Source organism: Sphingomonas sp. P3_C5 (genome assembly GCF_056402635.1).
This window is the reverse complement of the sequence record NZ_JBFUHA010000002.1, coordinates 479,295-490,890: the sequence shown is the minus strand read 5'-3', so window position 1 is coordinate 490,890 and position 11,596 is coordinate 479,295. Positions and strand designations below refer to the sequence as shown.

The window sequence follows — 11,596 nt, the reverse complement described above, 5'->3', positions numbered from 1 at the left end:
ACGCTTGAGTTCAGAGGAGCAACAGCATGGATCGAGTCACCGGGGGCTGCTTGTGCGGCAGCGTTCGCGTCGTCGCGACCGGGACCCCCTATCGCGTGGGCCTTTGCCACTGCCTCGATTGTCGCAAGCATCACGGGGCGCTTTTCCACGCGTCCGCGATCTTCCCGGAGGATGCGGTCACGATTGAGGGCGAGACGCGCGATTATGCCGGGCGGTTCTTCTGCCCCCGATGCGGCTCGTCCCTGTTCGGGCGCTACGGCGACGAAATCGAGGTGAATCTGGGGTGCCTCGATGCCCCGGATCAGTTCATGCCGACTTACGAAAGCTGGATCGTACGTCGCGAGGCGTGGCTACCGCCCTTTCCGCTTGCGCGGCATTATGACCATGATCGTGAGGGCAGTGGTCGCACCGAGGGATGATACCGAGAGGGCGAGGACCTGCCTTCCTTGCCTCCACACCGCGACATCTTGCCTGACGCGCGACTGTTCCCCACACCGGCGGTGTCGAGCAAGGTCGGGAGGCAAGGTTGAAGACTGCAGAGCGCTCTGAGCCGTGATCACGCGGCTCGCCATATCCGGCTATCGTTCGATCCGCGACCTGACGGTTGAGCTCGGCCCGCTCAATGTCGTCACCGGCGCCAATGGCAGCGGGAAATCCAGCCTGTATCGCTCGCTGCGCCTGCTCTCGGAGGCGGCTCAGGGCCGATTGATTTCGTCGCTGGCGATGGAGGGCGGGCTCTCCTCCACGCTCTGGGCGGGGCCGGAAAGCATCAGCCGTGACATGAAGAGCGGCAGATATCCGATCCAGGGGACAGTGCGGAGCGGGCCGATCAGCCTGAAGCTCGGCTTTTCGAGCGACGATTTCGGCTATGCGATCGATCTGGGCCAGCCGATCAGCAGCCCCTTCCCGCGCGATCCCGAGATCAAGGTCGAGGCGATGTGGACCGGGGGCATGCTCGGCCGCACCAATCTGTTCGCTGAGCGGCGCGGGGCGATGGTGCGGCTGCGGCGCGGCGACAGCGGGGAGTGGCGGACCAGCCTGAGCAACATGTCGATGTCCGACAGCATGGTGACGCACTGCGCCGACCCGGACGACGGGCTCGAGCTGCTGCTGATGCGCGAGCGGATGCGCAACTGGCGCTTCTATGACGCGTTGCGGACCGATCAGGATGCGCCCGCGCGGCGGCCGCAGATCACCACCTATACGCCGGTGCTGGCGAGCGACGGATCGGATCTGGCGGCCGCGATCGCCACCATCCTCGCGATCGGCGATGCCCCGGCATTCGAAGAGGCGGTGGACGATGCCTTTCCCGGGTCCGTCGTCGACATTGCCGGCGACGAGCATGGCAGCGTCGAGATGCGCCAGACCGGACTGTTGCGGCCCCTATCCGCCTCCGAGCTTTCCGATGGCACGCTGCGCTATCTGCTGCTGATCGCCGCCCTGCTCTCCCCTCGCCCGCCCGAGCTGATGATCCTCAACGAGCCCGAGGCGAGCCTGCACCCGTCGCTGCTCGATGCGCTGGCGCGGCTGTTGCGCAAGGCTGCGCAAAGCTGCCAGATCATCCTGGTCTCGCATAGCGAGCGCCTGGTCGAGGCGCTGTGCGAGGAGGAGGATGTGCGGCGGATCCTGCTCGAAAAGGCGTTCGGGGAAACCGTCGTCAGCGATGCGGACAGCCCGCGCTGGGTGTGGCCTTCGCGGTAACTGTCGGCAAAGCCCCGTTGCGGATCGCTGCAATGATCCTCATGGTGCCGCAATGAAAGCCTGTGCCATTTTCCCCCCGTTTGAGATGTACGGTGCGGATGTTCCCGACGAGAAAACCCAGGCTGCAATCTCGCTGATCACGCAACTGGCGTTCGATTGCCTGCGCCGCGACGGAGATCATTTTCAGTTCGTGGTCGATTGGCACGATCCGGGTGTATCGCCTCAGGTTGCGGGATGGACGACGGACATTGCCGAACCGCACATCGTTCAACTGCGGTCGGACGAGGCGTTGATGGCACGCATCCGGAGTGCAGTCGATCCGAACGGCGGCGGTCTTGGCGGGACGATCCGCTCGATCGCGACTTGCCGCGCCCTGACCTTCGGGTTCGACGGCCAGGCGTTTCTGTGTCTGAGGCTTGAGGACGAGATGCCGGTCTCGCCCGACCTGACGCTTGCAACGGTTGAGGACCAACCGGAGATGTTGACCCGCACGGATTATTTCGATGGCTGAGTGCGCGAGTGATCAGATCCGCCGGTCGAACACCGCGACACCGGGCTTAAGGCGCATCACGCGGGAGGGTTTGGTCGCCCATGCATCGGTGCGGCTCGCGCCGGTGGGTTCGAGGAAGCCGCGCTCCATCACCTTGCGGCGGAAGGCGTCGGCGTTGATCTTTTCGCCGAGCGCGATCTGATAGGTGCGGTGGAGCTCGGTCAGGGTGAATTCGGGGGGGAGGAAGCGCGCCGGGAGGTCCGAATAGGCGCCCTTGCCGCGGAGCCGAGCTACCGCTGCGCTGACGATCGTGTCATGATCGAACGGCATCCCCTTTGCCTCCTGCACCGGCACCAGTTCGAGGCCCGGGCGCTCCACGGCCGCCTCGAGCTCCTCGAGCGGCGATAGCGAGTAATAAGCGACACTGGCCGACCAACCGCGCGGATCGCGGTCGGCGCCGGAAAAGGTAGAGAGCTGCTCGAGATAGAGATTCCGGATGCCCGCCTTTTGCAGCAGCACGCGGCGGGCTGCGGCACCGAGCGTCGCGTCCTCATCGACGTGCACATAGCCGCCGATCAGCGCAGGCCTGCCCTGAAACGGCTCGGCCGTACGGATTCCGCGCAACACGCAGAGCGACTCTCCCCGGATCGTGAGGGGTACGATGTCCACCGTCAGGGTGGGACGCGGATAGTCGTCTTGAGCAATCATGGTCACGTGCAGCCTTTCGCACGGATCAAACTAATATGCAAAATGCATTTTGCATATTGACTCTTGCCCGGGAGGCGCGCAGCTAGGCGATCGAAAGGAAGGGACATGCCGAACACCAGCGCCGAAGCCATATTGTCGATCAGGCCGGTACAGGCGCGGCTGCTCTTCCCGGGGGATGCGGACGCTGTTGCGCGGCGTTTTCGAGAGCTCGCCCTCGCCTGGCATCCGGACCGCAATGGCTCGCCCGAAGCGACCAGGGTGTTCGCACATATCACCACGCTGCACACGGCGGCGACGAAGAAGCCGATGATCGAGGAGCGGATCTTCGAGACGATCAAGGGCAGGCAATACCGCCTGCGCTGGCGCCGGCGGCATGTCGGCCCGCTGGGTGAGATATTGGTGGGCGACAGCTTCATCGCGCATATCGTGCCGGCCGACCTCGACGATCTCTCGCTTCGGGCTGCGGCCTTTCGTCCGCGCTTTGCTGACGATGCTATGCGGCGCGAGATGGCGCGCTTTCTGCCGCGCATCGAGACGGTGCTGGAAACGGCTGAGGGCTGGGTCTTTGTCGAGCGCAAGAAGGGCGACCAGGTCCTGCTGGCCGATCTCGCACGGCTTGCGCCGGTCGATCCGCGCCAGGCGGCGTGGATGGCGACGCGACTGGTGAACCTCGCATGCTGGCTGCAATGGTCGGGCATGGCGCATGGGGCGATCGGGCCGGAGACCTTGCTGGTCTCACCCGATCAGCACAGCATTGCGCTGACCGGGCCGTTTCTCTGCGCGGGCAGGTTCGGCGCGGCGCCCTCAGTTCTGCCTGAGCGGACGCTGGATGTTGCACCGGGCTATGCGGCGGGCGCGCGGCTCGACGAGCGGCTCGATCCCGAGCTGGTGCGGCTGACGCTGCGCGAATTGCTTGGCGATCCCACGGGTACGCGGCTGACCGCCGATCCGGATTTTCCCAAGCCCTTCGCGCGCTGGCTGCTCACCCCTGCCGCGTGCGCTCAGGCGGATTTTGCCGCCTGGGAACGCGCCCGCGAGGCGTCTTTCGGGCGCCGGCGCTTTGTGCCGTGGAAGGTCGATATTGCCGCGATGATGGCGGCGTAGAAGAAGGAGAAAGACAATGGGTGGTGGAAGCTGGAGCGCTTCAAGCTGGAGCAGCTATGCCGCATCGAGCGTGCACGGGCGCAGCCGGGCTGCGATCTTCGCGGCGCGGGGAATGGATGCACGGTTCGACCCGAAGACGATCGTGAAGCGCGAATCCTGTGACAGCGCCGACAATCCCGAGGCGACGCCGGTGATAATGGGCGTGGACGTTACGGGATCGATGGGCAGCCTCGCCGAGGAGCTGATCGTGCGCGGGCTCAACACGACCTTTACCGAGCTGCTGGCGCGGCGGCCGGTGACCGACCCGCATGTGATGGCGATGGCGATCGGAGATGCCTTTTGCGACCGGGCGCCGCTTCAGGTCACTGAGTTCGAGGCGGATATCCGGATCGCCGAGCAGCTGACCGGGCTGTACCTCGAGGGCGGCGGCGGCGGCAATCGAGGCGAGAGCTACAGCCTCGCCCATGCTTTTGCCGGGCTGAAGACAGTCCATGACGCAGCGACCAAGCGCGGCAAGAAAGGCTTCCTGTTCACGGTTGGCGACGAGCCGAACCTGGACGGCGTAACCCGCGACCAGATGCAGGCCGTGCTTGGCATTGATGTCGAGGCCGATCTGTCGGCGCGCGATTGCGTCGATATCGCGTCGCGCAGTTACGAGGTGTTCCACATCATCGTCGACGGCAGCTATGCCGCGCACGACCTAAAGGGCGTGCGCAGGACCTGGGACCCGATCCTGCCGCAGCGGGTGATCCATCTGAAGGATCCCTCGAAGCTGTCCGAGACGATCGTTTCCGCGATCGAGCTTTGTGTCGGGCGCGACCGGGACAGCGTGATGAAGAGCTGGGACCGCTCCACCGCTCTGGTGGTGGCCGATGCGATGGCTGGCCTGACGATGCCCAAGCGCGGCGGCGGGTTGCGGCGGCTGTTCGGCTGAAGAGACGGGTGGTGGCGACACAGGCTTATGGCGTGATCGGTGCCTGTTATGGCGACGAGGGCAAGGGGCGGACCGTGGATGCGCTCGCCCATCGCCTTGGCGCCGGAACGATCGTGGTGCGGAGCAACGGCGGCGCGCAGGCGGGTCATACCGTCGTCGCGCCATCGGGCGCTCGGCACGTGCTCCATCAGCTTGGATCGGGTGCGTTTGCCGGCGCTGCCACGCATTTCTCGCGCTTCATGGTCTCGCATCCGATGATGCTGGCCGAGGAGGTGCGCGCGGTGGCGGCGCTTGGCGGCGAGACCGTGATTACCGCTGATCCGCGCGGGCATGTCACCACGCCCTGGGACATGATGGTCAATCAGGCGATCGAGATGGCGCGCGGCGGCGGGCGGCATGGCAGCTGCGGCCTCGGCTTTGGCGAGACGGTCGGGCGCAATGAGGAGACCGGGTTCGGGCTGAGCCTGGGCGATCTGCGGGCGACTGGCCTGCGTGATCGGCTGGTGGCGATCCGGGATGTCTGGTTGCCCGCCCGGCTTGCCGCACTTGGGATGAGCGATGCCGGTGCCGAGTTCCTGGCGTTCGCGGCATCGGATGCGGTGCTCGATCGCTATCTCGAGGATTGCGGGCTATTCAACCAGCTGGTGACGATCCGCGACGATGCCGATCTCGGGCGGGCGCGGCACGTGGTGTTCGAGGCGGCGCAGGGACTGATGCTCGACCAGCGCCACCGCGACTTTCCCCATCTGACGCGGTCCAACACCGGCATCCGCAACATGCTGGCGATTGCCGGGGAAGCAGGCATCGCGTCGCTCGATGCCTGCTATGCGACGCGGTGCTACATCACCCGGCACGGCCGCGGGCCGATGGTGGACGAGCGCAATATCGGGGGTTTCTTTGCTGTCGACGATCCGACCAATGTGCCGAACGCGTGGCAGGAGGCGATCCGGACCGGACTGCTCGATGTCGACACGCTTTCGCTGACCATCGCAGCCGATGCCGCGCGCGCGGCGGAGAGCGAGGTTGGGCTGACGCGGCGGCTGTCGGTTTCCTGCCTCGACCAGGCGGTTGCGGGGGTGGTGACCTGCCTGGTCAGTGGCGAGATGGTCCGGGTGCCCTCCCTCGCCTTCCCGTTCTGGCTCGGCGCGCGGGTCGGCGCGGTCAGCGCGACCGGCTGGTGGAGCCCCGGCCGCGAGAATCTGGCGCTGTGTGCCTGACGCGAGTCAGGCGCCATTGCGGACATTCGATGCCGCGCCCATCATGATCGGTGACTTCGACCAGGAGTGCGACCGATGAACCCACTGCCGCTTCTTTTCCTGCTCGCGGGGCAGACAAGCATCGAGCAGCCGGATGCGGTTGCGGCCTTTCATTGCAGCGGTCACCCGTCGATCAACTGGGTGAGTGTGCAGGATGTGCAAGCCGCTTACAGCTGGAGGTCAATCGCAATCATCAAGGCGGGCTTGGCCGGAGATGTTTCACAGCTGAGCTCGATGGTGGCTCCTTCAGTCACCTTTGCGATCTGGCGCGGCGACTCCGCATGGGGGGCACGCTCGACCGGGGCGGACGCTGCGGTGAAGTTCGCCAAATGGTTGAACCCGAAGACGTTCCAGTTCTCGAACGCGACCTCCGGCCTCATCGCGATCGATCCCTGCGGAGAGGCAACCGCCGAACTCATGTTGAAAGGCGATGCGTCGGGCGAGGGAGCCATCGTCACGTTCAAATACAGGAACGGGGTCCTGGTCGCTGTGGACGGTCGCGAGGTGGAGCTGGTGAGCGGAGCGTTCGGAATGGCAGGTTCCAGATAAGGTTGCGAAGGCAGGAGCTCGCCGATGCTGGCGGAGCTCGGCATGCGAGGCGCTGGCGGTGTGTGCCTAGGCTGGCGGGGCGATCGCAACGCGAAGCGATAGCGGAAAACCTGCCGCGCGGGTGCGGGCGATCGCGCTTTCCATTCTGGCCTGCGCGTCGGCTTCCTCGTAGCGGCCGCACACCGCGCTTCCCTGGTTGTGGACGGTCAGCATCGTACGGACGGCTTGCGCTTGGCTATGGTCGAAGACCTGCTCCAACAGCTCAACGACGAACTCCATCGGCGTCAGATCGTCATTCAGCAGCTCAACCGCAAAATTGCCGGTTGCTGGCGGGAGATCAGGCTGCCCTGAGGGCGTTTGATCAGCCATATGGCTGTACATGAGGGCGAGCGGGGACTTTGCCGCCTTCATCAATTTGTCAGACGAGGCATCCCTCAGCCCGAGCGCCTCCGCCTTCTCCAGCCAGCTTGTGGCCTCATCCGGATTTCCCGCCAGAAGACGCACGATGCCGATGTTGCGGTACGGCAGCGGGTTTTCGGGATCGAGCGCGATCGCTTGCTCGAGATGGTTCTGGGCGGCCTCGAAGGCGTCGAGCCTGATTTCGGCCGCCCCGAGATTGTTGAGTGCCAGTGCCTCCGGGTCTCTGGAATAGCTCTCCGCCACCAGCCAGCTTACGTGCTTCAACCACGGTGCCTTACGGACATTGGTGACGAAGCGCTCGGAACGGAGTTTCGAGGCAGCATAGTCCCCTTGCTTCAGCAGGCGCAGGCCGGCGAGTAAATCCCTCCACAAGAAGCTGAGCACGAGTTGGGGCATGACCATCCCGATGACCAGCACCGCCATCGCCAAAACCGGCAGGATATTGGTACGATCGGCAAGCGCCATGCCGATGCCGAAAACGACAATCGACACGACGACAACCACGGACTGGTAAATGACTCTGTACAGTGTTGCGCGTGTCACTTGGCTCTCGTCATCGGCTAGGCGCCTTTGGTCGAGCCTGTCTGCACGATCCGGGAGAAGAAGGCGAATACGACGTGGAGCCCGGCTCAGCCGATCGCGATGGCGGAGCCTGTGAACGGCAGCACCAGCTCATAGCCTGCAGGCGGCGGCAGGATCGGGGTTTCGGCTGAGGTGCCGAACTGGGTGACGCCGCGGCTGAGATGCTCGGCGATGTCGTGGACGCCGTTGCCGAACGCGAACGGCGTGCTGGCGGTCAGCTGGGCGGAGAAGACGTTGGTGCCGATCAGGGGCGCCGTGGTCGTGCCGATGGCCGCCGAGACGGTGGTGCCCACCACCAGGCTGGTGCGGCGGAAGGTGGCGATGCACTCGCCTTTTGCGAAGGAGGCGGGGTCGTCGAAATTGCCGGCCGGGTGGCGCTGTAGATAGAGGGAGAATTCGCCGACCGGATCGATGCCGAGCGATAAGCCGCCATTCTCGACCGGTTGCGATGTGAACGGTTTGGCGGCGAAGGTGAAGTGGGCCGTTGCCTCGCCGCGCTTGCCGTCAAACAGCGGCACGTCGAGGAACGGCAGGTGCAGGAAATAGCCGTAATCGGCCAGTGACCCGTCACGGGCTTTGTAGAAACGGCCGGTTGCGTACCAGGCGAGTTCGGCGGGGAGCAGCGCGACCATGCGCTCTCCCTACCGGAAGCCTCGACCCTAGGCCATCGCATCCTGCAGCAGGGCTGGTTGAGGCTGGCTCGCAGGCGCCTTCTCCGTGTCGAGAAGCTCGAGCAGCTCCAGCAACCGGTCCTCGGCCGCAGTGCCGCCGCCGCGCAGATTGCTCGGGCGCGCACCGACCGGCGAGCCGGTGGCGACGAAGCGGCTGCCCCAGCTGTCGGCAAGCGCGAGCACCTGATCGACATAAGAGGACGCATCGCTTGCGACGACTGACGGAAAAGGCAGCCTGGTCGCCGGGCTCAGCCGCGCGCTGGCGGCAATCGCGGCCTGGCCGAAGCGGATGTTGAGCGGCGACAGGAACAGCGCGCCGCCGATATTCTGGAGGTAGCTGCGCGGTGAGAGCTGTGCCCACCAGGCGACGGCGAGGCAGGCGACGCCTTCCGCCACGATGACGGCAGGCTCGCCGCGCCGCGCAAAGGCGGCGTCGAGCTGGAGCGCCCAGCGGCCGCTGTGGAATTTCGAGAGATCGAGTTCAAGCCTCGGCAGGCCCCCGGCGAGGACGGGATCTCCCTTGATGGCGACGATGAAGGGTTGCGGACGATCGAACGCATGGTCGTGACCAGATTCCATGACACCTCTCCCGAAGAGACAGGGCGCAATCGCTATCGGCCTTCTTGGGCGGGCCGAGTCGGGACCACACCCCCCGCGTCGAGATTATTCCTACGGCAGCGATAGACAATAGCCCTGCGCCAAATCGGCGCGCCGCTACGCCAGGCTGAAACCGACATTCGGGGCACCGCGTTTCAGCGTCCGGTCAACGGCGCCCAGTCGACCGCCTCGACCCGCTGAACCACCACCAGCCAGCATACCGCCCCAAGCACCGAGACCATCGCGGCGACTCCGAAGGCTGCGCCGTAACCACCTGTATAATCGACCAGAAAGCCGGTCAGCGCCGGGGCGATAATGCCGGCCGTATTGCCGATGAAGTTCTGGAAGCCGATCCATTTGCCGGCTGCCTCGGGGCCGGCGCAGGTCTGGCCGGCGGCGAACGTATTGGTCGAGGTCATGCCGCCCGAGATGCCGCTGACCAGCAAGGCGGCGATGGCAATGTGAGCATCACCCAGCGTCGCCACCGCGAGACAGGCGCCGGTGATGATGGTGCCGGCTACCAGCATTGTCTTGCGAGCGCGGTTGGGGGTCGCGCCGGCAGCGATCCAGCGATCCGCGACCCAGCCGCTGGCAAAGGCGCAGACGCCCTGGAGCAGATAGACCATGCCGCCGATCTGGGCCATCTGCGGCAGTGTGAAACCGCGCGACTTGACGAGGTAGAGCGGCAGCCAGGCGAGCAGGAAATAGAAGCTGTAGTTGAGGCTGAAATGGCCGAAGCCGGCGCCCCAGGCTGACCTGCACCGCAGGATGGCGCGCCATGGCGGCGACCTGTCGGGCAAGGGCTCCGCGTGGCGATTGGCGGCGCGGCGGACGCTCAGCCAGGGGACCAGCCAGAGCAGCGACAGGGCACCGAACAGAACGAAGGTCATCCGCCAGCCGAACCCAGCCATCAGCAAGCCGCCCGCGAAGATGCCGAAGGCGGGGCCGAATGACAGGCCGGCGGAGAGATAGGCGTTGGCGGTGCCGAGCTGCTGCGGCGGGACCTGTTCGCCGATCAGCTTCGAGGCGCAGGGAAAGGCGACGCTTTCGCCGAGACCGAGGAGCAGGCGGAGCGCAAGCAGCGCGGCGAACCCGGAGGTCAGGCCGGTGGCGAGCGTCGCCAGCGCCCAGACCACCAGGCCCCAGGACAGCACGCTATAGGTGTTGAAGCGCTGCGCCATCCAGCCCGCGACGATCTGCGACGGGGTGTAGGTCCAGAAGAAAGCCGAGACGAGCAGGCCGAACTGGGTGTTGGTGAGGCCGATCTCGGTTTTGATCAGCGGGCCGGCGGTGGCGAGGTTGCCGCGATCGACATAGTTGATGAAGACGAGCAGGCCGAGCAGCGCGACGACGATCGCGGTGCGCGGCGGCGCCGATGCCGGTATCGCGATGGTCGCCAACACGCCTCTCCCCGAAGACTGTCGATTGTTGCGGGTGTGACATAGTCGGGCGGGTGCGGCAAATTTGGGCGCTGATGGGTATGGGCGGCGATCAGGTTGGCAGAGCCGCCGAACCCAGCAACCGGACTTTCCAGTACAACTTCAAAGCATGCGCTGTTGTGATCCCAGCAAATGCGCGATCTCACCCGGCGAGATCGCGGGCCGCTCCTTGCGCAGATCCTCGACCGTCCATTGCAGCGAATAGGCGAGCGGGTCGAAAAAGCGCGGCGGCACGCACATGGCTCTACCAAGCGCAAGAACCCGCTCGTACGTGATGAAATCGTCCGGCCACGTGCCTGAGGCCGTGACCGCATTCGTTGTCGCAGGATCAAGGCGCTTCAGGAAATACTGGTCATAGATGCGTTCGTCCTGGGCCACGAGCCAATGCTGCCCGCAGGCGCTGCAGAGAGACAGATACAGCCACCAGAGATCCGGCCCGTGCCTGCGAACGACGTCCAGCGTCGCGAAGACCGCCTCATCGAACCCGTCGAATCCCATCGGGACGGCGGCGAGATCATCAAGGGATTGGCAGTGACATGCCACGCGTTGCATCCGCCCTACCCCGCCTGGGCACGCTGGATGAGATCGAACACCCGCCGTGCATCCTCGATGCCGAGGAATTGCGGGGTCGGGTCAAGCGCTACTGCCAATGCGCCCGTGCCGCGATTGCTCCGCGTCGCCACCGGCTGCCCGAACCGGATCGTGCCACGGCCATTGCCGCGCTCGTTCAGGTCGATCTCGGGCAGCTTGGCCATGCTGAGTACGGTGAAGCGCGCGAACGGCGCTCCGCGCGCGATCAGGATGCGCTGGTCGGTTACCGCATAATGGAGGCCGCGCCGCACCCAGGCATCGACGACGAAACGGCCGGCCACGAAATACAGGCCAACCGCAACGAACATCAGCCCCCAGAGGATGAAGAAACCGGCGGCCCCGTTGACCTCGGCGGCCGCGTTGGCCTCGGATACGGATGCGCTCGCCACCATGAACGTCCAGACGATGGCGAAGCCGCACCACATCAGGCTGAACGGGATGAGGAAGATATCGCGCGCTGTCAGCAACAGGCCCTGTTGCGGCTGGCCCGACCAGATGATGCGCTCGCCCGGCAGCAGGCGTCCCGTGAACAGTTCGGATGTCATTGCGGTCCC

General features: G+C 65.5%; 14 protein-coding genes. 7 read left to right on the top strand and 7 right to left on the bottom strand.

Going from position 1 to position 11,596, the window contains the following annotated elements:
* The first annotated feature begins 26 nt into the window (after positions 1-26).
* The 3 genes from AC1DVS_RS08595 (at position 27) to AC1DVS_RS08585 (ending at position 2,212) form a co-directional block, all read left to right on the top strand.
* On the top strand, positions 27-419 hold the full coding sequence (locus AC1DVS_RS08595; protein WP_478022040.1) for a GFA family protein: 393 nt from the start codon (positions 27-29) through the stop codon (positions 417-419).
* A gap of 133 nt (positions 420-552) precedes the next feature.
* On the top strand, positions 553-1,701 hold the full coding sequence (locus AC1DVS_RS08590; RefSeq protein ID WP_478022038.1) for an AAA family ATPase: 1,149 nt from the start codon (positions 553-555) through the stop codon (positions 1,699-1,701).
* A 52-nt stretch (positions 1,702-1,753) separates the two neighbouring features.
* Entirely contained in the window at positions 1,754-2,212 is a 459-nt protein-coding gene (locus tag AC1DVS_RS08585) for a hypothetical protein (protein WP_478022036.1), read from the top strand.
* Positions 2,213-2,224: 12 nt separating this feature from the next.
* On the opposite strand, the gene AC1DVS_RS08580 is transcribed toward AC1DVS_RS08585, so the two are convergent.
* Positions 2,225-2,860: an NUDIX hydrolase gene (locus tag AC1DVS_RS08580; RefSeq protein ID WP_478022034.1), complete on the bottom strand. Its 636-nt coding sequence runs from the start codon at positions 2,858-2,860 to the stop codon at positions 2,225-2,227.
* A 144-nt stretch (positions 2,861-3,004) separates the two neighbouring features.
* Here AC1DVS_RS08580 and AC1DVS_RS08575 point away from each other — a divergent pair, with 144 nt between their 5' ends.
* The 4 genes from AC1DVS_RS08575 (at position 3,005) to AC1DVS_RS08560 (ending at position 6,742) form a co-directional block, all read left to right on the top strand.
* Positions 3,005-4,003 carry a J domain-containing protein gene (locus AC1DVS_RS08575; RefSeq protein WP_478022032.1) on the top strand — a complete coding sequence of 333 codons (999 nt, stop codon included), beginning with the start codon at positions 3,005-3,007 and terminating at the stop codon, positions 4,001-4,003.
* Positions 4,004-4,019: 16 nt separating this feature from the next.
* Complete coding sequence (locus tag AC1DVS_RS08570; RefSeq protein ID WP_478022030.1) at positions 4,020-4,937, top strand: hypothetical protein; 918 nt, start codon at positions 4,020-4,022, stop codon at positions 4,935-4,937.
* A gap of 11 nt (positions 4,938-4,948) precedes the next feature.
* The gene (locus AC1DVS_RS08565; RefSeq protein WP_478022029.1) at positions 4,949-6,154 is read left to right on the top strand and encodes an adenylosuccinate synthetase; all 1,206 of its coding nucleotides are present in this window, start codon (positions 4,949-4,951) and stop codon (positions 6,152-6,154) included.
* A gap of 75 nt (positions 6,155-6,229) precedes the next feature.
* Complete coding sequence (locus tag AC1DVS_RS08560; RefSeq protein ID WP_478022027.1) at positions 6,230-6,742, top strand: hypothetical protein; 513 nt, start codon at positions 6,230-6,232, stop codon at positions 6,740-6,742.
* A 66-nt stretch (positions 6,743-6,808) separates the two neighbouring features.
* On the opposite strand, the gene AC1DVS_RS08555 is transcribed toward AC1DVS_RS08560, so the two are convergent.
* The 6 genes from AC1DVS_RS08555 to AC1DVS_RS08530 form a co-directional block, all read right to left on the bottom strand.
* A complete protein-coding gene (locus AC1DVS_RS08555; protein ID WP_478022026.1) occupies positions 6,809-7,627 on the bottom strand; it encodes an ATP-dependent Clp protease adaptor ClpS in 819 nt (272 codons plus the stop codon).
* Positions 7,628-7,791: 164 nt separating this feature from the next.
* On the bottom strand, positions 7,792-8,376 hold the full coding sequence (locus AC1DVS_RS08550; RefSeq protein WP_478022025.1) for a hypothetical protein: 585 nt from the start codon (positions 8,374-8,376) through the stop codon (positions 7,792-7,794).
* 27 nt (positions 8,377-8,403) lie between these two features.
* A complete protein-coding gene (locus tag AC1DVS_RS08545; RefSeq protein ID WP_478022023.1) occupies positions 8,404-8,994 on the bottom strand; it encodes an alpha/beta hydrolase in 591 nt (196 codons plus the stop codon).
* A gap of 173 nt (positions 8,995-9,167) precedes the next feature.
* Positions 9,168-10,412: an MFS transporter gene (locus AC1DVS_RS08540; protein WP_478022022.1), complete on the bottom strand. Its 1,245-nt coding sequence runs from the start codon at positions 10,410-10,412 to the stop codon at positions 9,168-9,170.
* Positions 10,413-10,553: 141 nt separating this feature from the next.
* Positions 10,554-10,994: a hypothetical protein gene (locus AC1DVS_RS08535; RefSeq protein WP_478022020.1), complete on the bottom strand. Its 441-nt coding sequence runs from the start codon at positions 10,992-10,994 to the stop codon at positions 10,554-10,556.
* A 14-nt stretch (positions 10,995-11,008) separates the two neighbouring features.
* On the bottom strand, positions 11,009-11,587 hold the full coding sequence (locus AC1DVS_RS08530; protein WP_478022018.1) for a hypothetical protein: 579 nt from the start codon (positions 11,585-11,587) through the stop codon (positions 11,009-11,011).
* Positions 11,588-11,596: the final 9 nt, after the last annotated feature.

What these genes read in the sequence shown, in the direction of transcription:
- AC1DVS_RS08585 (WP_478022036.1), top strand. Translation starts at nt 1,754, where the DNA reads ATGAAAGCCTGTGCCATTTTCCCCCCGTTTGAGATGTACGGTGCGGAT.
- AC1DVS_RS08575 (WP_478022032.1), top strand. Translation starts at nt 3,005, where the DNA reads ATGCCGAACACCAGCGCCGAAGCCATATTGTCGATCAGGCCGGTACAG.
- AC1DVS_RS08570 (WP_478022030.1), top strand. Translation starts at nt 4,020, where the DNA reads ATGGGTGGTGGAAGCTGGAGCGCTTCAAGCTGGAGCAGCTATGCCGCA.
- AC1DVS_RS08550 (WP_478022025.1), bottom strand. Translation starts at nt 8,376, where the DNA reads ATGGTCGCGCTGCTCCCCGCCGAACTCGCCTGGTACGCAACCGGCCGT.
- AC1DVS_RS08555 (WP_478022026.1), bottom strand. Translation starts at nt 7,627, where the DNA reads ATGGCGCTTGCCGATCGTACCAATATCCTGCCGGTTTTGGCGATGGCG.
- AC1DVS_RS08560 (WP_478022027.1), top strand. Translation starts at nt 6,230, where the DNA reads ATGAACCCACTGCCGCTTCTTTTCCTGCTCGCGGGGCAGACAAGCATC.
- AC1DVS_RS08545 (WP_478022023.1), bottom strand. Translation starts at nt 8,994, where the DNA reads ATGGAATCTGGTCACGACCATGCGTTCGATCGTCCGCAACCCTTCATC.
- AC1DVS_RS08595 (WP_478022040.1), top strand. Translation starts at nt 27, where the DNA reads ATGGATCGAGTCACCGGGGGCTGCTTGTGCGGCAGCGTTCGCGTCGTC.
- AC1DVS_RS08530 (WP_478022018.1), bottom strand. Translation starts at nt 11,587, where the DNA reads ATGACATCCGAACTGTTCACGGGACGCCTGCTGCCGGGCGAGCGCATC.